Consider the following 21,943-nt stretch of genomic DNA (forward strand, 5'->3'; position numbering starts at 1 on the left):
CGCTGCAGCTCAGCGTCGTTGGCGCCGCGCCTCGTACAGGGCGATGGACCCCGCGACGGACGCGTTGAGGGAGGATGCGCTCCCGCCCATCGGGATCTCGGCGATCACGTCACAGGCCTCACGCCACCCGGCGCTCATCCCGATCGTCTCGTTGCCCACCACGATCAGCACCGGACCGGTCAGATCCGTCTGCGCGAGCTCGAAGCCCCCGGCCTCGTCCAGGCCGACCACCGTCCACGGCACGCCCTGCTCGCGCTGCTCCTGGACCCAGGTGAGCACTTCTCGATGAGAGGCCTGTCGCACCACGGGCACCGCGAAGATCGACCCGGTGCTCGCACGGATCGCCGCCGGGTCCCAGGGGTCGGCGCTGTGCCCCGTGATCACGAGGCCCTCCCCGCCGAGGGCATCCACGGTCCGGGCGAGCGACCCGATGTTCCCCGGGCCCGACGGTCGATCGAAGACGACCACGACCGCTGTCGGCGAGGGGGCGAGCCGGCTGAGATCGTCCGAGGGGATGCCGACCAGGGCCAGCAGCTCGGGGGCGCCGTCCTGGCGCTCCCCCAGCTCCGCCATCAGCTCGGGAGCGAGGACCACGACCGGGGCCGGTGGGTCCTCCAGCAGCTCGAGCGCCCAGCGCGAGGGCCGCTCCCGCCCGTCGGAGAGCAGGGCGCGGATCTCGGCACCGTGCGCGATCGCCTGGCTGATCGGGCGCACCCCATGGACGATCATCTCGCCGCTGCGAGTCCGCTTCGTGCGGTTGCCCAGCAGGGCCTGCCACTGCTGGAACAGAGCATTGCGGCGCTCGAGCCGAGTGGGCAGGGAGCTGCCGCGCGCGTTCTCCGGGCGGTTCATGCCCCGGCTCCGTCGAAGCCGAGCTGTCGCCAGGCTTCGTAGACCGCGATCGAGACCGCGTTGGACAGGTTCAAGGACCGACGCGCCGGCAGCATCGGGATGCGGACCGTCGCCGTGACGCGGGGATGGTCCATCGCCTCCTGCGGCAGCCCGGTGGGCTCGGTGCCGAAGAGCAGCACGTCGTCACGGGTGTACTCGATCTGTTCGAAGGAGACGTCGGTGCGCGCGGTGAACGCGAAGACCCGGGACTCGGGCAGGGCGTCCAGCGCATGGTCGAGATCGGGATGGATCGAGACATCGGCGAGGTCGTGATAATCGAGGCCTGCGCGTCGCAGCTTCGAGTCCTCGAGGTCGAAGCCGAGCGGTTCGATGAGGTGGAGGCGCGCCCCGGTCACGGCGGACAGCCGGATCGTATTGCCGGTGTTCCCGGCGATGGCGGGCTCGTGGAGGAAGACATGGACCATGCACTGATCTTCCCACGCACCGCGGATCGTCCCCTCCGCGGCGCGGTCGATCCGCGGTGCGTGGGGACGACGAAGAACCCCTCCTGTCGGTTCTCACCGACAGGAGGGGTTCGTACGTGTCCGAGAGGGGACTTGAACCCCTACGCCCTAATACGGGCACTAGCACCTCAAGCTAGCGCGTCTACCAATTCCGCCACCCGGACAGGTGACCGCCGTAGCGACCTCATAAATATAGCACGCAGACAGCGATGGTCGTCTACCGAAAAGCGCCCTGCCAGCAGAAACGTGAAGACAATCACGCCAGGGCGTCTATGCGCCGAGAATCCATCAGGGTGTGCAGCAGGTCCAGCACGACCGTGATCCGCATGCCCAGCGCGCAGGCGACCGACGCGGGAAGCCTCTCACCGAGGTCCTGCAGCGCTGCGGCGGCGAGCACCACCATCGTCGGATCGGGGTCCACGATGCCCGACCGGTCCCAGGCGTCGATCGTCACCAGGAGGTGCTCGAGCTCGTCGCAGGCATCGTGACGCCCTCCGGAGAGGAGATCCACGCGGGCGCGCGCGGCAAGAGCCGTGCACCGCCGCAGGAGGGGTGTGGTGAGATCTGGACCGATCATCTCCGGGGACTCCGCGGGACGGCCGAGCACACCGTCGGTGCCGCCTACGATTCCTCGCTCCAGGTCCATGGGTCACGTCCTCGTGCTGCGTCCGACGATGTCGACAGGGTCCGGCCGACACCGACGACTTTACTACTTCTTTACTCTGCCGGACAAGCTTTCCGCCGAGGAGTCAGGAGTTCCTGCCCGCCAGCTCTTTCCGAGCTGCGGCGAGCATCGCGGGGACAGGAGCCGCCGGCACCCCCAGCATCGAGCGGACCTGCTGGTCCGCCTGATGGGCGAGCATCTCCAACCCGTCGACGACCTCGCCGCCCACGGCGGCCACCACAGCCGCCAGCGGCGCCGGCCACGGATCGTAGAGCACGTCCAGGAACAGCGTCGGTGCGGTCAGCGACGATCGTGCGGTCCACTCCGTCGCGACGGCGTGCGCGCCCTCCACCGCCAGCGCGCTGATGACCACCTCGGCACCCAGCAGCAGATGACTGGATGCCCAGGGCACCTGGCGCACGGGAACCTGCTCCGCTCCGGCAAGTGCCTCCAGCGGGGCGAGCTTGTGCGGGGTGCGTGCGCTGAGCAGGATCTCGTGGACCCCCAGCTCGAGCAGAGCGGCGACGGCGCTCAGCGCCGTGGCGCCGGATCCGAGCACCGCGCCGGTGCGCGGCGCACGGGCGTCGTGGTCCCGCAGAGCCGCGACGATCCCGTGCACGTCATGGTTCTCGGCGCGCCAGGTCCCGTCCTCGCGACGGATCAGGGTGTTGGAGATGCCGAGCGCCCGGGAGGTCGCGTCGGTCTCCGTGGCGAGGGCGAAGGCCTCCGGCTTGCCGGGCATCGTGACGCTGGCCCCGGACAGCTCTCGGCCGGGTCCGTCGACGAGGAAGGACGCGAGCCGGCCCGCAGGCACCTCGAAGCGGTCATAGGTCGGTCCGTCGAGCCCGAGCACCTCGTAGGCGGTGCGGTGGAGCACCGGTGAGAGCGAATGCTGCACCGGTGAGCCGATCACGCCGAAATGTGGCCCGATGCCGCTCGAGGCCGTCCTGCCGGTCATGATCAGCCCTTCTTCGCCTCGGCCCAGTCCTGCCACTCCTTGACGTTCTCCTCGTGCTCGGCCCAGGTGGCGGCGAACTTGGTCTCGCCCGTGTCCGTGTTCACCGTCACGAAGTACAGCCAGTCGCCGGCGGGCGGATCCGCCGCCGCATCCAGCGACCCGGCGCCCGGTGCCCCGATCGGCCCCGGCGGGAGGCCGGTGTGGACGTAGGTGTTGAACGGGCTGTCGCTGCTGCGTTCCTTGGAGGTCGTGCCCACGCTGGCCGCCTTGCCGGTGACGTAGTGCACGGTGGAGTCGAACTGCAGGGGCATCGGGGTGCCCTTCGCCTCGCCGGTGCCCTCGAGCCGATTATGGATCGTGCGGACGACCTTGCCGTAGTCGTCGGCCTTGCGCACCTCGAGCTCGGCGAGCGAGGCGATCGTGAGCGTCTCGTGCCAGGACTTCTCGGGGATGCCGCGGGAGGTCAGCTGCTCCTCCATGCTGTCCCACATCATCTGGATGATCTCCTCGGCGGTCGCCTCCTCGGGGATGTCATAGCGTCCCGGCCAGAGGTAGCCCTCGAGCGTCCCGGCCGAGTTCTTCGGGATGCCGTAGCTGGTGTAGTCCTTGGCGGCCTTCGCGAAGTCCTTCTCCGGGATCCCGGAGGCCTCGGACAGGAGAGGCCAGATCTGGGAGAGGTTCAGACCCTCGGGGATGATCACCCGGTGCCCGGCGAGGTTCGACGGGTCCAGGAGCGCGTCGAGCGCATCGCGGGAGGTCATCTGCTTCTTGACCCGGTAGACCCCGGGTTCGATCTTCCCGGCGTCGGGCGTGTTCGAGAAGAGGGTGATGAACGGGCCGGACGTCTTGATGACGCCCTTGTCGACGAGTGTCGAGGCGATGTCCGTGCCGGTATCGCCGGTGGCGATCTCGACGACCACCTCGCCCGAGCCGGGACCCGGGAACTCCGGGTCCTCCTGCTCGACGGTGACGTTCGACGTGAGCCAGCGGTATCCCTGCAATCCGCCGATTCCGAGACCCCCGAGGACGACGAGCACGAGCAGCACGGGAAGGACTCCGCGCAGCAGTCCCCCGCGCTTCGGCCGCTGGGGCGTCTTCGCCCGACGGCGACCCCGGTGCGTGGCCGCGGCAGCGGTCTGATGCTCGGCGACCTCGTCGAACGAGTAGTTCTCGTCCTCGCTCATCCGTCGTCCTCCTGATCGGTTGATGGGGTGCGACCAGGGATTGACTCGACGAGCTCACCGGCGCGTCGCCCGGTGGACCGTTCGATGTCCAATGCCTGCTGGAGGATCATCACGGCAGCGACCTGGTCCACGACCTTCCGGTGCTTGCGCCCCTTCCGGCCCGCAGAATGCAGCGCCTGATGCGCGGTGACCGTGGTCAGCCGCTCGTCGAGCAGGCGGATCTCGACGTCCCGACCGCTGCCCTCGAGGAGCACCGAGAGCTCGGCGACGAAGGCTCGCGCCTTCTCGGCCGCACGACCCTCGGTGCCGTTCAGGGAACGCGGGAGCCCCACCATGATCACACGGGCGTCCGCTTCTGCCGCCTCGTCGACGACCCGGCGCGTCGCGCTCTCCCGGTCGAGGGTCTCGACCGGGGTCGCGATCATCCCGTCGAGGTCGCTGCGGGCGAGCCCGACGCGCACGTCGCCGACGTCGACCCCGAGCCGCACCCCTCGGGGAAGCCCCGGGTCCTCGTCCCGGTCGGCGGCATCTCGGTCAGCGGCGCCTCGGCCATCGGCCCCGATCATGCGGGGAGCGCCGCGGCGACCGCGTCGCGGACGGCGGAGAGCGCGTCGGGGATCCGTGCGGGTTCACCGCCGCCGCCCTGCGCCATGTCGGGCTTGCCGCCGCCGCGGCCGCCCATCGCCTCGGCGGCGGTGCGCAGCAGGGCCCCAGCGGCGAGGCCCAGGTCCCGCGCTGCAGCGTTGGTCGTGATGACGAGCGCGGCCCGGCCGTCCTCGTGCCCGGCGATGGCCACGACGGAGGGCGAGTCCTCGCCCAGGCGCGTGCGGAGGTCGAGCGCCAGGGTGCGCAGGTCGCCGGCGGCGATCCCCTCACCGGCGTCGTGCACGAGGAGTCGCGCTCCCCCGACGTCCGTGGCGCTGGAGGCGAGCTTCCCGGCCTCGGCCTGCAGCTGCTGGCCGCGCAGGGCGGCGAGCTGCTTCTCCATGTCCTTCATGCGCTGGGTCATCGTCTTCACGCGCTCGGGAAGATCAGCGGAGGAGCCCACCTTGAGCATCTCCGAGAGCTGGGAGACCAGGGCATGCTCCTGCGCCTGGAACCGGTAGGCCGACAGACCCACGAGGGCATCCACCCGCCGCACGCCGCTGCCGATGGAGGCCTCGCCCATGAGCTGAACCGTGCCGATCGCACCGGTGGAGTCGACATGGGTGCCGCCGCACAGCTCGCGTGACCAGTCGCCGCCGATGGAGACGACGCGCACGATGTCGCCGTACTTCTCGCCGAACAGCGCCTGGGCGCCGAGCGCCCGCGCCTCGTCGATCGGCATCTGCTGGTCGGTGACCGCGAGCTCGTCCTGGAGGAGCGTGTTCACGCGCCCCTCGATCTGCGCGAGCGCGCTGCGCGGCACGCCCTGCCCATAGCGGAAGTCGAAGCGCATGCGTCCCGGCGAGTTCTCCGAACCCGCCTGGGTGGCACCGTCGCCGAGCTCCTCGCGCAGGGACTGATGGACCATGTGCGTGGCGGTGTGCGCCCGGGCGATCGCGCCGCGACGCGCCACATCGATCGCGGCGACCGCGCCGGCGCCGATGTGCACCTCGCCCTCGACGAGCCGTCCGCGGTGGACCGGAAGGCCCTTGACCGGAGCCTGGACGTCGTCGACCTCGACGATGCCGCCGCTGGCCAGGGTGATGCGTCCCTGGTCGGCCAGCTGGCCGCCCATCTCCGCGTAGAACGGGGTCGAGGCGAGCACGAGCTCGACCTCCGCCGGAGCCTGCACCGAGTCCACCAGCGCACCGTCCACCAGGACGGACTCGACCGTGGTGGAGAGCGTCGACTCCGTGTAGCCGACGAAGGGCACGGCCTCGCCGCGCTCTCCCAGCAGCTGGTTGTAGAGCGCGGTGTCCGTGTGTCCGGACTTCTTGGAGGCGGCATCGGCCCGCGCACGCTCGCGCTGCTCGGACATCGCGGTGCGGAAGCCCTCCTCGTCGACGGTCAGGCCCACTTCCTGCGCCATCTCGAGGGTGAGGTCGATCGGGAAGCCGTAGGTGTCGTGGAGGCGGAAGGCATCGGGGCCGGCCAGGCTGCGGCCGCCCTCCTTCTTCACCGCGCCGGCGAACTGGTCGAAGATCGCCGTCCCGGTGACGAGGGTGCGGCGGAAGGCCTCCTCCTCGGCGTAGACGATCTCGCTGATCCGGCCGAAGTCCGCGGCGAGCTCCGGGTAGGACTCGACCATCGCCTCCTTGGAGACCGGCAGCAGGTGGGGCATCGACGGGTCCGCGTAGCCGAGCAGACGCATGGAGCGCACAGCACGGCGGATGATCCGGCGCAGCACGTAGCCGCGGCCCTCATTGCCCGGGCGCACGCCGTCGGACACGAGCATCAGCGCGCTGCGCACGTGGTCGCCCACGATGCGCAGGCGCACACTGTCCTCCTCGTCGGCGCCGTAGACCCGACCGGAGAGCTCCTGGGCCTTCTCGATCACCGGGAAGACCTGGTCGATCTCGTACATGTTCTGCTTGCCCTGCAGCAGATAGGCCACACGCTCGACGCCCAGACCCGTATCGATCGACCGCTGGTCGAGCTCGCCGAGCAGGGGGTAGTCCTTGCCCGTGCCCGGGCCGCGCAGGAACTGGTCGAACACCAGGTTCCAGATCTCGATGTACCGGTCCTCGGCGTCCGGGCTCCCGGGCCATTCGGGCACACGGCCGCTCGGGGCGTCGGGACCGTACTCGGGGCCACGGTCCACGTGCCACTCGCCGGTCGACCCCGCGGGACCGGGCTGACCGGTGTCCCAGCAGCTCTCCTCCCACGGCAGCTGCACGACCCGGGAGGGGTCCAGACCGATGACCTCGGTGACGTGCTGGTAGGACTCCTCGTCCTTCTCCCACAGCGTGAACCAGAGGGACTCGGGATCGAAACCGAAGCCCCCGTCGTCCTGCGGGGTGGTCAGCAGCTCCCAGGAGAAGTCGATGGCGCCCTTCTTGAAGTAGTCGCCGAAGGAGAAGTTCCCGGCCATCTGGAAGAACGTGCCGTGGCGCGTGGTGCGGCCGACGTTCTCGATGTCATTGGTGCGGATGCACTTCTGCACGCTCACCGCGCGCGAGTACGGGGCCTTCTCGGTGCCCACGATGTACGGGATGAAGGGGACCATGCCGGCGATCGTGAAGAGGATCGACGGATCGGACGACACCAACGAGGCGCTGGGGACGAACTCGTGCTGCTTCTTCGCGAAGAAGTCGAGCCAGCGACGATGGATCTCGGATGTGCGCATGGTCTGGTGAGGTCCTTCCGGGGAAACCTGGGGAGGGCGCGCAGAGGCGCCCGACGAGCTGAACGGACGCGAAGGCCCCGGTCAGGGTACCGGAGTACACCCGCCGGGGCCTTCGCGCCGCAGTGAGGAGAGGTCAGCGCGCGTAGTACTCGACGACCATCTGGACCTCGCAGGTCACAGGGACCTCGGCACGCTTGGGGCGTGCGACGAGCTGCGACTTGAGCTCGGGGAGCTCGACGGAGAGGTACGAGGGGACCGAGGCGAGAACGTCCGAGTTGCCGCCTTCGGCAGCGATCTGGAACGACTCCATGGCCTGGCTCTTGGGCTTGATCTGGATGGTCTGGCCCGGCTTCACGCGGAAGGAGGGACGGTCCACGATCTTGCCGTCGACCAGGACGTGGCGGTGCACGACGGCCTGACGAGCCTGCAGCGTGGTGCGGGCGAAGCCGGAGCGCAGCACGAGAGCGTCGAGACGCATCTCCAGCAGCTCGACCATGCTCTCACCGGTCAGACCCGGCTCCTTCTTGGCGTCCAGGTAGACGCGGTGCATCTGCTTCTCGCGGATGCCGTACTGAGCACGCAGGCGCTGCTTCTCCTTCAGGCGCACGGCGTAGTCGGACTCGGTCCGACGGCGAGCACGGCCGTGCTCGCCCGGGGGGTACGGGCGCTTCTCGAAGTACTTGACCGACTTCGGGGTCAGCGGGAGCCCGAGAGCTCGGGAGAGGCGCGCCTGGCGGCGCGCACGGGTGACGTTGGTCACGAGGTATACCTCTTGTTCGTGTGGTGAATCCAGTCATGCAGCCGCGGATTCAACGCCCAAGATTACCGCAGGTCGAGCATCGACTCAACGACCTGACCCGTCGGTGTGACCTCGAGTTCCTGTGGAGTGGCCCACAGAGCGGCCGCCAGAGCGGCTCACGCAGGGGCGCTCCGCCTCGTCCGACGAGCCCGATCAGGAGCCCTCGGCAGAGCGCAGGATCCGTCGCAGCGCTTCGACCCGTCGGCTGGTCTGGGCTTCGTTGCCGTGCCCCGTGGGGTGGTAGTAGTCCATCCCCACGAGATCGTCCGGCGCATACTGCTGCGCCACCACGCCGTGCGGCGCGTCATGCGCGTAGCGGTACTCGGTCCCGTGGCCGAGCTTCTTCGCGCCGGCGTAGTGGGCATCGCGAAGATGGGCGGGAACCCCGCTGCCCTTCCCCGCGCGCACATCGGCGATCGCGGCGTCCAGGGCCCGGTAGGAGGCGTTGGACTTCGGGGCCGTCGCGATGTGCACGACGGCCTGCGCGAGCGGGATCCGGCCCTCCGGCATGCCGAGCATCTGCACCGCCTGCATAGCGGCGACCGCGACCTGCAGCGCGGTCGGATCGGCCATGCCCACCTCCTCGCCGGCCGCGATCACCACACGGCGGGCGATGAACCGGGGGTCCTCCCCCGACTCGATCATCTGGGCGAGGTAGTGCAGGGAGGCGTCCACATCGCTGCCGCGCATGGACTTGATGAAGGCGCTGGTGACGTCGTAGTGCTGGTCCCCGGCGCGGTCGTAGCGCAGGGCGGCCCTGTTCACGGCCTGGGCGAGAGTGCCCGCATCGATCTCGCGCGACTCCTTCATGAGGGCGGCGGCCGCAGCGGCCTCGAGAGAGGTGAGGATCTTGCGGGCGTCCCCTCCTCCCAGCCTCAGCAGGGCCTCGCGGGCATCGTCGGTCAGGGTGACGGCCCCGCCGAGCCCGCGGTCATCCGCCAGCGCCCGGTCCACCAGGGTGTCGAGGTCCGTCCGCTCGAGGGACTCCAGGGTCAGCACGATCGAGCGGGAGAGCAGCGGCGAGATCACGGAGAAGTACGGGTTCTCGGTGGTCGCGGCGATCAGGGTCACCCAGCGGTTCTCGACGCTGGGCAGCAGGGCGTCCTGCTGGGACTTGGAGAAGCGGTGCACCTCGTCGACGAACAGGACCGTCTCGCGGCCGACGGTGCGGAGCCGGGAGCGAGCCTGGTCGACGACCTCACGGATGTCCTTGACCCCGGCGAGCACCGCGGAGACCTCGACGAACTCGCGGTCCCCGGACTGCGCCACCACATAGGCGAGCGTCGTCTTGCCGGTGCCGGGGGGACCCCAGAGGATCACCGAGCTCGGGGAGGTCCGGGAGTCGTCCGCCGCGACCAGTCGGCGCAACGGGCTGCCGGGCTCGAGCGCGGACTTCTGCCCGACGATCTCCTCGAGGGAGCGCGGGCGCATGCGGACGGCCAGGGGCGCCCGATGATCGACGTTGCGATCAGAGAGCGTGCGCGGCGCCGGCGCGTCTCCGCCGAGCGAGAAGAGATCCTCGTCCATGGTCCCAGCCTAGGCCGAGCCGCCGACGGTCCGGACGCACCGCGTCATGAGAGGGGGCCGAGCTCACGTGCCATCCGGCCGGGCCAGGACGGACCCTCGTAGATCATCGCCGTGTAGCCCTGCACGAGATCGGCGCCGGCCTCGAGGCGGGTGCGGACGTCCGCTGACGTGGTGACTCCCCCGCAGCTGATGATCACCGACTCGGCGGGCAGGGTCCCGCGCAGGAGCCGGAGCACCTCGAGCGAGCGATCGCCGAGCATCGGCCCGGAGAGTCCCCCCGCGCCGATCGCCTCGATGCGGGCACGCTCGGTCCGCAGCGACTCCGGCCGTGCGATGGTCGTGTTGGTGGCGATCACTCCGGCGAGCCCCACCTCGGTCGCGAGCTCGGCGGCGGCACGCACGTCGTCGTCGTGCAGGTCGGGCGCGATCTTCACCAGGACGGGCAGATCGCGACCCAGACGGCGCTCCGCCTGGCGGGCCTCGTCGAGCACGGCCTCCAGGATGGGTCGGAGCATGTCGACGGTCTGCAGGTCGCGCAGTCCCGGCGTGTTCGGGCTGGAGACGTTGATCGCCAGATAGCTGGCATAGGGGGCCAGGATGCGGGCCGAGAAGCGGTAGTCCTCGGCGGCGTCCTCGAGGGCCGTCACCTTGGACTTGCCGATGTTCACGCCGATCACGGCGCGCTGTCCCCGCTCGGTGCGGCGCGCGACGGCGAGTGACTTCGCCAGCGCCCCGGCGCCATGGTTGTTGAAGCCCATGCGGTTGATCAGGGCGCGATCCGGGATCAACCGGAAGGAGCGCGGGGCCGGGTTCCCCGGCTGCGCCTTCGCGGTCACGGTGCCCACCTCGACGTGGCCGAAGCCCATGTCCAGCAGTGCCAGCGGGATCTCGCCGTCCTTGTCGAAGCCGGCCGCCAGCCCCAGGGGACTGCGGTGCTCGACGCCCAGCACGCGCCGGGCGGGCCGCGGATCCCGCATCGGGTCGGGCGTCCTGAAGAGCGTGCGCAGGGCTGCGGGACCGCCGGGCAGGGAATGGGCCAGCCGCAGGGACCTCACGGTGAGACGGTGGGCCTGCTCGGCGTCGAGCCGGCTGAGGACATGCTGGAAAAGGGCCGCGTACGGCCCGCGCCGCGTGGTGGCGTGCGTGCTCTCGTGCAAGGTGTCGTTCGTGGTCACGGGGATACCGTACGCGGTCAGCGGGCGTCGTCCGCCGTCTGCGGCGCGCGGTGCCGTCCGCGGAGGAGGTAGACCAGGGCGATGACGGGCAGCAGCAGAGGCACGTACCCGTAGCCCTCGCCGAACACCGACCAGACGGAGGCGTCCGGGAACAGGGCCGGGTCCAGCAGGCTCAGCGTGCCCACGCCCAGCACGCCCACGAGTTCGACCAGGCACAGGACCAGGGCGATGCGCGAGCGCCTCCCGCCCCTGACCAGGGCGATGCTCACGGCGATGTAGGTGAGCGCGGCGGCCAGGGACAGCAGATAGGCGACCGGGGCGAAGGAGAAGTCCCGGAGCATCTGGACCACGCTGCGGGCCGTCGCCGCGGTGGCGAAGAGCGCATAGAGGATGATCAGCACCGCTTCGAATCCACGGCTCCCGCTGCGGGGGCTGCGGGAGCCCTGCGAGCTGCTGCCGGCGACTGTCGTCCCGAGGTCGGTGTCCCTGCGGGTGTCCCTGTCGGTCATGCGAAGCCTCCCGGCCAGATCTGATGGAGCCGCATCAGCAGCACCATGGCCACGAGCGAGACGACGGCGATGACGAGGCTCCCCCAGCGGCTGCGCTCCCACAGCGAGACCCAGCCGCCGCCGAGCACCATGGCGAAGCCGGTGAGGAGATAGCCGTACAGGGTGATCCGATCCTCGGGATGTCCACCGCCCAGGTCCCGCAGGCCGAGCGTGATCCCGAAGATCGCCCAGACCAGGGCCACCAGTGCGCAGGCACCGAGGAGGACCAGATCCGCGCTGAGGTCCCGCACGGCGTAGTAGATCCCCAGCAGTGCCGTCAGGGAGCACACCACCGACACCAGGATGCTCAGTGCCAGCATCGACCCGCCCGTCCTGTTCCTGTGTTCTCGCTCGCGTGAGCGCGCACGGCACCGTCGTCGACGATCCGACGTGGCTCCGTGGGGCGCGGACATCCGGTCCGGGCCGCCTCTACGATAGAACCATGCCCACCATTTCAGTGACCGATACATCCCTGCGCGACGTCGAGGCCGACGTCCTCATCCTGCCCCTCCTCCGCGGAGCGGGCGACGCCCCCTCGAGCGTGCCCGGCGCACCCGAGATCACCGAGGCCATCGCCGGTCTCGACCCCTCCGCCGCCCGCGGCGACGTGCACCGCATCCCTGCCTTCGGACTGACCGGAGCCGGCTCCATGCTGCTGGTCGGTCTCGGTGAGGAGGATCTCGCCGCGACCTCCGCCGAGGACCTCCGTCTCGCCTTCGGCGCGGCGACCCGAGCTCTGGCCGGCGTCGGCTCCGCCGCGATCGCCCTGCCCGGCGGCACCGCCGACCAGCTTGCCGCCGCCCTCGAGGGCGCAGCCCTGGGGGCCTACGCCTTCGTCGCACACAAGACCGCCACCGGTGGCCCGGCCCCCAAGGGCGCCCTCACGGCGGTCACCGCCCTGAGCTCCGAGGAGTCGGCAGCGGGCGCCGCCGAGCGCGCCACCGTGCTCTCCGAGATCGTCGATCTCACCCGCGACCTGGTCAACACCCCGCCGAACCTGCTCTACCCCGAGGAGTTCGCGCGCCGCACCCAGGAGCTCGTGGAGGGCCTGCCCCTCACCGTCACCGTGCTCGACGAGAAGCAGCTCGCCGACGGCGGCTACGGCGGCATCGTGGGTGTGGGCCAGGGGTCGACCCGTCCGCCGCGTCTGGTGCGCGTCGACTACGCCCCCCAGAGCGCCCGCAGCTCCGTCGCCCTGGTCGGCAAGGGCATCACCTTCGACACCGGCGGCATCTCGCTGAAGCCTGCCGCCGGCATGGACGACATGACCTCTGACATGACCGGCGCGGCCACCGTGCTCGGCGCGACCATCGGCGCCGCCAGGCTCGGCCTCGACGTCAAGGTCACCACCTATCTCGCGATCGCCGAGAACATGCCCGGTGGCGGTGCCCAGCGCCCCGGTGACGTGGTCACCATGCGTAACGGGAAGACGGTCGAGGTGCTCAACACCGACGCCGAGGGACGTATGGTCATGGCCGACGCCCTGGTCGACGCCGTGGCTGAGAAGCCGGATCTGGTGATGGACGTGGCGACGCTGACCGGCGCCGCCGTGGTGGCGCTGGGCAAGCGCACCGCCGCGGTGATGGGCACCGAGCTCGGACGCGACGTGGTCATGACGGCCTCCGGCACCACCGGAGAGCCCTTCTGGCCGCTGCCCTTCCCGGCGGAGCTGCGCGCTGATCTCACCGGCCGCGTCGCGGACCTCCGGAACATCGGGGACCGTCCCGGCGGAGCGCTCTCCGCGGGCGTCTTCCTGCAGGAGTTCGTGGGCGAGACCGAGTGGGCCCACCTGGACATCGCGGGCCCCGGCTTCGCCTCCGCCCCCCTGGGGTACATGGGCAAGGGTGCGACCGGTATGAGCGTGCGCACGGTCCTGCAGGTGCTCGAGGACCGCGCGGCGGCCTCCGGCGAGTGATCCTCGCCGCGCCACGGCATGGAACATCCCGTGGAGCGGGCCTGTCGGCGCCGCCTCGTGGCCTAGCATGGGACACGCAGGCGGCGCCGTCGGCCATCAGGGTCAGCGCGTGCTGCGGAGAAACGTACACACCGAGGAGCACACAGGTGGCTGACACATCCACTGACCAGTTCGACGTCGTGATCCTGGGCGGTGGCAGCGGCGGCTATGCGGCCGCGCTGCGCGGAGCCCAGCTCGGCCAGAAGATCGCCCTCGTGGAGAAGGACAAGCTCGGCGGCACCTGCCTGCACCGAGGCTGCGTCCCGACGAAGGCCATGCTGCACGTCGGCGAGCTCGCCGACGCCCCGTCCGAGGCCAAGGCCGTCGGCCTGGACCTCACCTTGAACTCCATCGATGCCGAGAAGGTCCTCGGCTTCAAGGACAAGATCGTCTCGCGCCTCTACAAGGGACTGCAGGGACTCGTGAAGTCCTCGAAGGTCGAGTACGTCGAGGGCTTCGGCCGCCTCAGCGGGCCGAAGACGGTCTCGGTCGAGACGGACGGCGGGACGCGCGAGCTCACCGCCAAGAACATCATCCTGGCCTCCGGGTCCTTCTCGAAGTCGATCCCCGGCATCGACCTGGGTGGTCGCTTCCTGGACTCCGAGACGGCTCTGCAGCTGCCCGAGGTCCCGAAGAACCCGATCATCCTGGGCGGCGGCGTCATCGGCGTCGAGTTCGCCTCGATCTGGAAGTCCCTCGGGGCGGAGTCGGTGACCATTGTCGAGGGCCTCCCCCACCTGGTCGCCAACGAGGACGAGTCGATCTCCAAGGCGCTCGAGCGCGCGTTCAAGAAGCGCGGCATCGCCTACTCGCTCGGTGTCTTCACCGAGAAGGCCGAGCAGAACGACAGCGGCGTGACGGTCACCCTCGCCGACGGCAAGGTCCTCGAGGGCGACTACCTGCTGGTCGCCGTCGGTCGCGGCCCGAACACCTCGGGCCTCGGCTACGAGGACCAGGGCATCGAGATGGATCGCGGTTTCGTGCTCGCGAACAAGGAGACCCTGGAGACCAACGTCCCCGGCATCTACGCCGTCGGCGACATCGTCCCCGGCCTGCAGCTGGCCCACCGCGGCTTCGCGCAGGGCATCTTCGCCGCCGAGCGCATCGCCGGCCAGAATCCCGCCCCGATCGTCGAGTCCGGCATCGAGCGCATCACCTACTGCGAGCCGGAGGTCGGTTCCGTCGGCCTCAGCGAGAAGCAGGCCAAGGAGCAGTTCGGCGAGGAGGGCGTCGAGTCCTACGAGTACAACCTCGGCGGCAACGGCAAGTCGCAGATCCTCGGCACCACCGGCTTCATCAAGCTCATCCGCGAGAAGGACGGGCCCATCATCGGCGTGCACATGATCGGGGCCCGCACCTCCGAGCTCATGGGCGAGGCGCTGCTGATGGTGAACTGGGAGGCCTACCCCGAGGATGTCGCCTCGCTGATCCACGGCCACCCCTCGCAGCACGAGGCCATGGGCGAGGCCGCCCTCGCCCTCGCCGGCAAGCCGCTGCACGCACACGCCTGAGTCCCCCAGAGGAGAATCCCCATGTCTGAAACCGTGAAGATGCCGGCTCTCGGCGAGTCCGTCACCGAGGGCACCGTCACCCGCTGGCTCAAGGCCGTCGGCGACACCGTCGAGGTCGACGAGCCCCTGCTCGAGGTCTCGACCGACAAGGTCGACACCGAGATCCCCTCGCCCGTCGCGGGCACGATCGAGAAGATCCTGGTCGAGGAGGACGAGGACGCCGAGGTCGGCGCCGATCTCGTCCTCATCGGCGATGGGTCCGGTTCCGAGGGGTCGTCCTCCGACGACTCCGGGGCCGACGCCGGAGAGTCCGAGGCCCAGCAGGACGAGCCCTCCGACAGCGGTGAGGACCTCGCCTCCGACGAGACCACCGCACCGTCCACCGACGAGGAAGCACCCGCCGGCGAGGACGAGAAGCCCGCCGATGCCGGCGCCGAGTCCGGGACCGCCGGGGGCGCGGCCTCCGGACAGGACGTCACGATGCCGGCTCTGGGCGAGTCCGTCACCGAGGGCACCGTCACCCGCTGGCTCAAGGCCGTCGGCGACACCGTCGAGGTCGACGAGCCCCTGCTCGAGGTCTCGACCGACAAGGTCGACACCGAGATCCCCTCGCCCGTCGCGGGCACCGTGCTCGAGATCCGTGTCCAGGAGGACGAGGATGCCGAGGTCGGTTCCGTGCTGGCCGTCGTCGGCGACTCCTCCGGGGCTTCCGCTCCGGCGGAGAAGCCCGCCGCCCCGGCCCCCGAGGCCGAAGAGAAGCCGGCCGAGGAGCCCAAGTCCGAGGACAAGCCCGCTGAGAAGCCGGCGGAGAAGCCCGCAGCGAGCGAGAAGACCGTGGCTCCGAAGGCACCGGAGCAGACGTCCCAGGAGCCGTCCGCTCCCGCTGCTGCCCCGGCACCCAAGGCTGCCGACTCCGTCACCGGCGCCGAGGCATCCGGCTATGTGACCCCGCTGGTGCGGAAGATGGCCGCCGATGCCGGCGTCGACCTGTCCTCCGTCGCGGGCACCGGTCTGGGTGGCCGTATCCGCAAGCAGGACGTGCAGAAGGCGATCGATGCGCAGAAGGCCGCTGCGTCGGCCCCTGCTTCGGCTGCTGCCGGCGCCCCCGCCGCGGCAGCGGCACCTGCCAAGGTCGAGGTCTCCCCGCTGCGCGGCACCGAGGAGAAGATGAGCCGCATCCGCAAGGTCACGGCCAAGCGGATGATGGAGTCGCTGCACGGGCAGGCTCAGCTGACCACCGCGGTCGAGGTCGACATGACCCGTATCGCGAAGCTGCGCGCCTCGGCGAAGGAGCCCTTCGCCCAGCGAGAGGGTGCCAAGCTCACCTTCCTGCCGTTCATCATGCAGGCGGCCGTCGAGGCTCTGAAGACGTACCCGAAGGTCAACGCCTCGATCGATGAGGAGACCATCAAGTACGCGGCCTCCGAGAACATCGGCATGGCGGCGGACACCGAGCGTGGCCTCGTGGTCCCGGTCATCAAGAACGCCGGCGACCTGAACCTGGCAGGCCTGGCCCGCCAGATCGGTGACCTCGGCTCCCGGGCCAAGGGCAACAAGCTCACGCCGGACGATCTGCAGGGTGCGACCTTCACGATCACCAACACCGGTTCGGGCGGCGCCCTCTGGGATACGCCGATCGTGCCGAGCCCGCAGGTCGCCATCCTGGGCTGCGGCACCATCACCAAGCGCCCGGCGGTCGTGCAGAACGCCGAGGGCGATGACTCCATCGCGATCCGCTCGATGATGTACCTGTTCCTGTCCTACGACCACCGCCTGGTCGACGGCGGCGACGCGGCACGCTTCCTCACCTTCATGAAGAAGCGCCTCGAGGACGGGGCATTCGAGGCCGAGCTCGGCCTCTGATGCCCTGAGCGGTTTCCTCTGGACAGCCGCTCACCCCGCAGAAGCCCATCGACGAGGGCCCGGCACCGTTCACGGTGCCGGGCCCTCGTCCGGTGATCGGCGTGCTCATCCCCGGGCAGATCCCGGGGTCGGCCTCGTGCTCTGCACCTTCCACCCCGTCCCGTCCCAACGGATCTCGAGCTCGATGCTCTCCTGCGCGGTGGCCGGGACCAGGCGCCGGGACCCGTCGGCCGCGACGAGCTCCGCCTCCTCGGAGGACGTCAGCACCCGCAGCAATGCCGTGCCCTCCGCCGTCGGCTCCTCCAGGACCTCCGCCTCGTGGATCACCGGGCCGCCTCCGTCGACGGTGTACCCCTCGTAGGCCGCACGCACCGCGATGTCGGCTGTCAGGGCGTCGCTCCCCGGTGTCGCGATGGGCTGCGAGGACAGCCCCGTGACATAGGCGTGGCGGGCCCCGGCGAGCTCTGCGGCCAGCGCCCAGGCATCGTCGATCGGCGGAGCGGGAGCAGTCGCTCCGTCGGCCCCCGTGGCCCAATCGCTCGGCTGGTGGCCCGTGGACGGCATGACGAGCCAGGTGCCGGTCCCGAGCACCGACCCCGCGAGCAGCACCGCGGCTGCAGTCGTCAGCACAGTGCGGCGCGACCGCCGGGCGAGCAGCGGCTCCCGCAGCCGAGGCAGGAACCGGCGGAGACGTCCACGTGTCTCCCGCGATCTGTCCGATGGACCCGATGGACCCGAGGGGCCGGATGGGATCGATGGGATCGATGGGTCCGGAGAGCGCTGTGCGGCCGGCGCGAGATGCTGTCCGGCACGGACCACGGGTCTCACGGCTGCCGGCTCGGAATGCCCCACGTCCCTGGGCGCGGGGATCGCGCCGGGCGTGCCGCGCGGAGCAGTGTCAGCGAGCTCCGCTGCCGGCTCGGCCCCCTCAGGGGCGAGTCCCCCGTACAGCCCGGCGGGACCCGGCTCCTGGATCCGTCGCCGGAGCGTCCGTTCCGAGTCGGTGAGCACGGAATCCACCCACCGCCGATCCGCCCTGCAGGACGCGAGATCGTCATGGGGCATCAGACCCCGCAGATCGAGCACCACGACGGTGCCGTCCTCCCGCAGGCCCACCCCCTGCCCGTCCTCCGCCCCGAGCACCCATCCCCGCTGGTGCAGGGCATCGACCAGCGCATCGAGCTGATCCCGGGCCCGTCGGGTCCCTGCGCGCTCCGCCGTGGCGGGCGTGCCGAACTCCGCCGCACGGCGCCCGCCCCGCGGATCCAGGGACGGTGCGGACTCCCGGACATAGCCGTCGTCCTCGATCGAGACGATGCCGGGAACCGCGAGAGCCCCGGCGACCTCGAGCGCCGCCAGCAGCTGCATCTCCGCCCGCACCCGGATCCGGCCTCCGGCGGTGAGCCCCTGCACCTTCACCGGAGCCCCGGCCCCGTGCGGAGGGAGGACCGTCTCCACCACGTCCACCTCCTCGCGCAGCCAGGACGGTGCGCTCACCGCTTGCTCGCCGGCCGCCCTCGCCGCGTGCCGCGGCCGCACCGGAGAGCCAGGCAGGGGTGACGGCCCCTGCGCGTACCGGGCTACGTCGAAGTCGTCCATGGTCGCAGTGAACCCCATCGCACGCGGACGCCCCGGTGGTCATCCACAACGCACTGGTGGGAGCCGGAGTAGCCTGAGCTCGTGCTCGATGTGATCCGACTCGGTTTCAGCGAATCCCTCCCTGGTGGCGACCGCCACGAGGAGTTCGGCCTGCCCGCGGGCCCGGTCGACTATCGCGCGGCGTGGGCGCTGCAGCGGAGCATCCACGCCGAGGTCGTGGCGGGGACACGTCCTGACACGCTGCTGCTGCTCGAGCACCTCCCTGTGTACACCGCCGGCAAGCTCACCGCGGAGCACGAGAGGCCGCGTGACGGCGCCGAGGTCGTGGACATCGATCGCGGAGGCAAGATCACCTGGCACGGCCCTCAGCAGCTCGTCGGCTATCCGATCGTGAAGCTCCCCATCCCGATCGATGTCGTCGGCTTCGTCCGGGATCTCGAACGGACCCTCATCGAGGTGTGCACCCGGCACGGCGTCGCAACCGTCCCGGTCGAGGGCCGCAGCGGGGTCTGGGTCGCGCCGGAGGGCGAGGAGGCACGCAAGGTGTGCGCCATCGGCATGCGGGTCTCCAAACGCGCCACGATGCACGGCTTCGCGCTGAACTGCGCCAACGACCTCTCCTGGGCGCGGAACGTGATCCCCTGCGGCATCGATGATGCCGGGGTGACGAGCCTCAGCCAGGAGGCGGGACGACGCATCGCCGTCGCCGATGTGGTCGACTCCGCGGCGGAGGCGATGACCGAACTCGTGGCGCACCGCACCTCCGCACACGCCGTATGAGGCGCCCCGGGCCCGAGGCGCTCGATAGACTTCCCGAAACGTCGAATGTAGGAGGCATGAGGGTGACCATTGCTCCCGAAGGCCGGCGCATGCTGCGCGTCGAGGCACGGAACGCCGAAGTTCCCATCGAACGCAAGCCGGAATGGATCAAGACGCGCGCCGTGATGGGCCCGGAGTACACCGCGATGAAGAAGCGCGTGCACGGCCAGGGACTGCACACCGTCTGCGAGGAAGCAGGGTGCCCGAACATCTTCGAGTGCTGGGAGGACCGCGAGGCCACCTTCCTCATCGGCGGCGACACCTGCACGCGCCGTTGCGACTTCTGCAACATCGCCACCGGCAAGCCGATGGCCGTGGACCCCATGGAGCCCTTCAAGGTCGCCCAGAGCGTCAAGGAGATGGGCCTGCGCTACTCCACGATCACAGGCGTGGCCCGCGACGACCTGCCCGACGGTGCCGCCGGGCTGTTCGCACAGACCTGCCGCCAGATCCACACCATGAATCCCGGGACCGGCGTCGAGCTGCTCATCGACGACATCAAGGGCAACGGCGAGGCGCTCGAGCAGGTCTTCGAGGCTCAGCCGGAGGTGTTCGCTCACAACCTCGAGACCGTCCCGCGGATCTTCAAGCAGATCCGCCCAGCGTTCCGCTACGAGCGCTCGCTCGACGTGATCACGATGGGCAAGGACGCCGGGATGATCACCAAGTCCAACCTGATCCTGGGCATGGGCGAGACCACGCAGGAGATCCTCGAGTCCCTCCAGCGCCTCCATGACGTCGGCTGCGACATCATCACCATCACCCAGTACATGCGCCCGTCGAAGCTGCATCACCCCATCGATCGCTGGGTGAAGCCCGAGGAGTTCGTCGAGCTCTCGGAGGCCGCCGAGGAGATGGGCTTCCTCGCCGTCATGGCCGGACCGATGGTCCGTTCCTCGTACCGCGCCGGGAAGCTGTGGGCGCAGTCGATGAAGAAGCTGGGACGCGAGATCCCCGAGAACCTGCGCCACCTGGACCAGAACCAGCCCGCCCGTCAAGAAGCAGCGAGCGTCGTCGCACGCCGCAACCAGGCCGCCGCGAGCTGACGCTCGCGCGCCCCCGAGAGGATCCCCCACACATGATGGCCCGCAAGAGCGAGACCAAACCCGCCAAGGGTGAGAAGAAGGCCGACGGCACGAAGAAGCCCGGTCGCTTCAAGCAGATGATCGAGGTGTTCAAGTACACCCAGGAGGTGGACCGCACCACCTTGCCGTGGATGATCGGTGCGCTCCTCGCGGCCGTCGTCGTCGGCGTGCTCGTGAGCTGGCTCGTGCTGAACAGCCCCTGGTACGGCATCTTCATGGGCCTGGCCGTCGGCCTGCTCGTGGCCATGCTGATCCTGGCCCGCAAGGCCGAGCGTGCCGCTTTCAGCCGCATCAAGGGCCAGCCCGGCGCTGCGCTCGCGGCGATGCAGTCGATCCGCCGTGGCTGGGACGTGGCCGAAGAGCCCGTGCAGGTCGATCCCCGCAGTCAGAAGATGCTGTTCCGCGCCTCCGGGCGTGCCGGCATCGCCATCGTCGCCGAGGACTCCTCGTCGCTCTCGATGAAGCTGCTCGAGAAGGAGCGTCGCAACATCCGGCGCGTGCTCCAGCACGACAACGTCCCGGTCCATCAGATCGTGGTCGGCGACGGGGAGGGCGAGGTGGCGCTGCACAAGCTGCCCAGCTACATGACCCGCATGAAGAAGACCCTCACGAAGGACGAGTCGGCTCAGGTCAGCAAGCGCCTGGCGGCGCTGCACCGCTCGATCCGCCAGTCCGTCCCCAAGGGCGTGGACCCCTCACGTGCCCGCCCCAATCGCAAAGCGATGCGCGGCCGCTGAGCCCACGCGCCGCTGCATGACAGTGCTGCGCGACGCTGTTGCTCGAAGCCCCTCGATCGGCCCGACGGCCGACGGGGGGCTTCGTCGTGCACGGCGTACGTGCCGTCCCGGCCTCTGGCCCCCGGCTCCCGGCTCCCGGCTCCCGAGTTTCAGGGCGTTCCGGAGCAATTGCGGACGTCACGGTCCAATTGTCGTGACCATTCCGTTACCTCCGTGACCTTATCGTGACATTTGCTGTCGATGCAGGTCAGGGAACTAATACGCAGGGTTGCATCATTGCCGACCGAGGGAATCAGGAGCGCGCAGACCGTCCGGGCCGCGTCGATGACGGGGCCCGTGATGACGTCTCCTGGGGTCAGATCCGGACCACCGCGGTGCCGGCGGCCAGGTCGTGCAGGGGCTGGGAATCGCGGGTCCAGACACAGGCCGGCAGCAGCAGGAGCATCGCTCCCGTGCGGGCCAGGGCGCGCAGCACCATCGGGGTGCGGCCCCGTACCGGGTGCACGCGGATCCGCAGGACGAACTGGCCTGGAGTACCGCCGAAAAGGGTCAGGAACAGGACGTTCACACTCACGAAGAGGAGCAGGTTGGCCAGGGCGTCGCCGTGGAACACGACGGCGGAGATGGCCATGCACAGGCCCCAGTCGATGAGCAGCGAGAGCGGACGGCGCCAGAAGGGGGCCACGGATCCCGGTCCGTCGGCGGGCAGTCCGAGGGAGGAGCCCTTGACGTAGTCCGGGGTGCTCGGGGCACCCTCCATCCAGGAGCCCAGGTCCTTGCGATCGATCACGGGTCGACCCTAGTGGGCGCGGCTGGGAGATCCAGGTTCCTCCCGGAGCCGGGTGCCGAACGGCATAAGCTGGACGCACCCGAGCCCCGGCCCGGACGCCCGGA

At 70.1% G+C, this 21,943-nt stretch carries 20 protein-coding genes and 1 tRNA gene; 6 read left to right on the plus strand and 15 right to left on the minus strand.

Translation table 11 applies throughout. The features are described from left to right. Nucleotides 1-9 precede the first annotated feature (9 nt). The 13 genes from ACT3UL_RS04170 to ACT3UL_RS04230 all read right to left on the minus strand — a co-directional run bounded on the left by ACT3UL_RS04170 (nt 10) and on the right by ACT3UL_RS04230 (nt 11,801). Nucleotides 10-852, minus strand: coding sequence for an RNA methyltransferase (locus ACT3UL_RS04170; RefSeq protein ID WP_444576886.1), 843 nt, complete (start codon nt 850-852; stop codon nt 10-12). Then, entirely contained in the window at nt 849-1,316 is a 468-nt protein-coding gene (locus ACT3UL_RS04175) for a tRNA (cytidine(34)-2'-O)-methyltransferase (RefSeq protein WP_444576887.1), read from the minus strand. The genes ACT3UL_RS04170 and ACT3UL_RS04175 overlap by 4 nt, the downstream gene beginning before the upstream one ends. Before the next feature lie 117 nt (nt 1,317-1,433). Then, nucleotides 1,434-1,519 (minus strand) — tRNA-Leu (locus ACT3UL_RS04180). 92 nt (nt 1,520-1,611) lie between these two features. Next, nucleotides 1,612-2,001 (minus strand): hypothetical protein, encoded by a 390-nt coding sequence (locus tag ACT3UL_RS04185; protein WP_444576888.1) that lies wholly within the window; start codon nt 1,999-2,001, stop codon nt 1,612-1,614. A gap of 103 nt (nt 2,002-2,104) precedes the next feature. Next, nucleotides 2,105-2,977, minus strand: a complete 873-nt coding sequence (locus tag ACT3UL_RS04190; protein ID WP_444576889.1) for a shikimate dehydrogenase — start codon at nt 2,975-2,977, stop codon at nt 2,105-2,107. 2 nt (nt 2,978-2,979) lie between these two features. Beyond that, nucleotides 2,980-4,161, minus strand: coding sequence for an endolytic transglycosylase MltG (gene mltG / locus ACT3UL_RS04195; RefSeq protein WP_444576890.1), 1,182 nt, complete (start codon nt 4,159-4,161; stop codon nt 2,980-2,982). Further along, nucleotides 4,158-4,727 (minus strand): Holliday junction resolvase RuvX, encoded by a 570-nt coding sequence (ruvX, locus tag ACT3UL_RS04200; RefSeq protein WP_444576891.1) that lies wholly within the window; start codon nt 4,725-4,727, stop codon nt 4,158-4,160. The genes mltG and ruvX overlap by 4 nt, the downstream gene beginning before the upstream one ends. Then, nucleotides 4,724-7,432, minus strand: a complete 2,709-nt coding sequence (gene alaS, locus ACT3UL_RS04205; protein WP_444576892.1) for an alanine--tRNA ligase — start codon at nt 7,430-7,432, stop codon at nt 4,724-4,726. Before alaS ends, ruvX begins: the two co-directional genes overlap by 4 nt. A 133-nt stretch (nt 7,433-7,565) precedes the next feature. After that, a complete protein-coding gene (gene rpsD / locus ACT3UL_RS04210) occupies nt 7,566-8,192 on the minus strand; it encodes a 30S ribosomal protein S4 (RefSeq protein ID WP_444576893.1) in 627 nt (208 codons plus the stop codon). A gap of 192 nt (nt 8,193-8,384) precedes the next feature. Further along, the gene (locus ACT3UL_RS04215; protein WP_444576894.1) at nt 8,385-9,758 is read right to left on the minus strand and encodes a replication-associated recombination protein A; all 1,374 of its coding nucleotides are present in this window, start codon (nt 9,756-9,758) and stop codon (nt 8,385-8,387) included. Nucleotides 9,759-9,802: 44 nt separating this feature from the next. Continuing rightward, a complete protein-coding gene (locus tag ACT3UL_RS04220; protein ID WP_443349775.1) occupies nt 9,803-10,933 on the minus strand; it encodes a quinone-dependent dihydroorotate dehydrogenase in 1,131 nt (376 codons plus the stop codon). Nucleotides 10,934-10,950: 17 nt separating this feature from the next. After that, nucleotides 10,951-11,442: a hypothetical protein gene (locus ACT3UL_RS04225; RefSeq protein ID WP_226849904.1), complete on the minus strand. Its 492-nt coding sequence runs from the start codon at nt 11,440-11,442 to the stop codon at nt 10,951-10,953. Next, the gene (locus ACT3UL_RS04230) at nt 11,439-11,801 is read right to left on the minus strand and encodes a hypothetical protein (RefSeq protein ID WP_193117110.1); all 363 of its coding nucleotides are present in this window, start codon (nt 11,799-11,801) and stop codon (nt 11,439-11,441) included. The genes ACT3UL_RS04225 and ACT3UL_RS04230 overlap by 4 nt, the downstream gene beginning before the upstream one ends. A gap of 122 nt (nt 11,802-11,923) precedes the next feature. Between ACT3UL_RS04230 and ACT3UL_RS04235 the strand changes: the two genes are divergently transcribed. From ACT3UL_RS04235 to sucB, 3 genes are all read left to right on the plus strand, one after another. Further along, nucleotides 11,924-13,396, plus strand: a complete 1,473-nt coding sequence (locus ACT3UL_RS04235) for a leucyl aminopeptidase (RefSeq protein WP_193117109.1) — start codon at nt 11,924-11,926, stop codon at nt 13,394-13,396. A gap of 146 nt (nt 13,397-13,542) precedes the next feature. After that, complete coding sequence (gene lpdA / locus ACT3UL_RS04240; RefSeq protein WP_444576895.1) at nt 13,543-14,946, plus strand: dihydrolipoyl dehydrogenase; 1,404 nt, start codon at nt 13,543-13,545, stop codon at nt 14,944-14,946. 21 nt (nt 14,947-14,967) lie between these two features. Beyond that, nucleotides 14,968-16,809 carry a 2-oxoglutarate dehydrogenase, E2 component, dihydrolipoamide succinyltransferase gene (gene sucB / locus ACT3UL_RS04245; protein WP_444576896.1) on the plus strand — a complete coding sequence of 614 codons (1,842 nt, stop codon included), beginning with the start codon at nt 14,968-14,970 and terminating at the stop codon, nt 16,807-16,809. A 105-nt stretch (nt 16,810-16,914) separates the two neighbouring features. Here sucB and ACT3UL_RS04250 read toward each other — a convergent pair whose 3' ends face one another. Then, nucleotides 16,915-18,306, minus strand: coding sequence for a hypothetical protein (locus tag ACT3UL_RS04250; RefSeq protein WP_444576897.1), 1,392 nt, complete (start codon nt 18,304-18,306; stop codon nt 16,915-16,917). A gap of 183 nt (nt 18,307-18,489) precedes the next feature. Between ACT3UL_RS04250 and lipB the strand changes: the two genes are divergently transcribed. The 3 genes from lipB to ACT3UL_RS04265 all read left to right on the plus strand — a co-directional run bounded on the left by lipB (nt 18,490) and on the right by ACT3UL_RS04265 (nt 21,049). Continuing rightward, a complete protein-coding gene (gene lipB / locus ACT3UL_RS04255; protein WP_444576898.1) occupies nt 18,490-19,188 on the plus strand; it encodes a lipoyl(octanoyl) transferase LipB in 699 nt (232 codons plus the stop codon). A 62-nt stretch (nt 19,189-19,250) separates the two neighbouring features. Continuing rightward, complete coding sequence (lipA, locus tag ACT3UL_RS04260) at nt 19,251-20,273, plus strand: lipoyl synthase (protein WP_343922815.1); 1,023 nt, start codon at nt 19,251-19,253, stop codon at nt 20,271-20,273. Between the two features lie 32 nt (nt 20,274-20,305). Beyond that, on the plus strand, nt 20,306-21,049 hold the full coding sequence (locus tag ACT3UL_RS04265; protein WP_343922817.1) for a DUF4191 domain-containing protein: 744 nt from the start codon (nt 20,306-20,308) through the stop codon (nt 21,047-21,049). A gap of 355 nt (nt 21,050-21,404) precedes the next feature. Here ACT3UL_RS04265 and ACT3UL_RS04270 read toward each other — a convergent pair whose 3' ends face one another. Then, nucleotides 21,405-21,839, minus strand: a complete 435-nt coding sequence (locus ACT3UL_RS04270; protein WP_444576899.1) for an RDD family protein — start codon at nt 21,837-21,839, stop codon at nt 21,405-21,407. Nucleotides 21,840-21,943: the final 104 nt, after the last annotated feature.

Origin of the sequence: Brachybacterium sp. 107, from assembly GCF_052379725.1 — a bacterium.
Taxonomy (GTDB): domain Bacteria; phylum Actinomycetota; class Actinomycetes; order Actinomycetales; family Dermabacteraceae; genus Brachybacterium.

Bases quoted from the DNA above. Each gene is read 5' to 3' on its own strand.
- ACT3UL_RS04190 (WP_444576889.1), bottom strand. From the start codon at position 2,977: ATGACCGGCAGGACGGCCTCGAGCGGCATCGGGCCACATTTCGGCGTG.
- ACT3UL_RS04225 (WP_226849904.1), bottom strand. From the start codon at position 11,442: ATGACCGACAGGGACACCCGCAGGGACACCGACCTCGGGACGACAGTC.
- mltG (WP_444576890.1), bottom strand. From the start codon at position 4,161: ATGAGCGAGGACGAGAACTACTCGTTCGACGAGGTCGCCGAGCATCAG.
- ACT3UL_RS04185 (WP_444576888.1), bottom strand. From the start codon at position 2,001: ATGGACCTGGAGCGAGGAATCGTAGGCGGCACCGACGGTGTGCTCGGC.
- ACT3UL_RS04265 (WP_343922817.1), top strand. From the start codon at position 20,306: ATGATGGCCCGCAAGAGCGAGACCAAACCCGCCAAGGGTGAGAAGAAG.
- ACT3UL_RS04175 (WP_444576887.1), bottom strand. From the start codon at position 1,316: ATGGTCCATGTCTTCCTCCACGAGCCCGCCATCGCCGGGAACACCGGC.
- ACT3UL_RS04235 (WP_193117109.1), top strand. From the start codon at position 11,924: ATGCCCACCATTTCAGTGACCGATACATCCCTGCGCGACGTCGAGGCC.
- ACT3UL_RS04230 (WP_193117110.1), bottom strand. From the start codon at position 11,801: ATGCTGGCACTGAGCATCCTGGTGTCGGTGGTGTGCTCCCTGACGGCA.
- alaS (WP_444576892.1), bottom strand. From the start codon at position 7,432: ATGCGCACATCCGAGATCCATCGTCGCTGGCTCGACTTCTTCGCGAAG.
- ACT3UL_RS04215 (WP_444576894.1), bottom strand. From the start codon at position 9,758: ATGGACGAGGATCTCTTCTCGCTCGGCGGAGACGCGCCGGCGCCGCGC.
- ruvX (WP_444576891.1), bottom strand. From the start codon at position 4,727: ATGATCGGGGCCGATGGCCGAGGCGCCGCTGACCGAGATGCCGCCGAC.
- sucB (WP_444576896.1), top strand. From the start codon at position 14,968: ATGTCTGAAACCGTGAAGATGCCGGCTCTCGGCGAGTCCGTCACCGAG.
- ACT3UL_RS04170 (WP_444576886.1), bottom strand. From the start codon at position 852: ATGAACCGCCCGGAGAACGCGCGCGGCAGCTCCCTGCCCACTCGGCTC.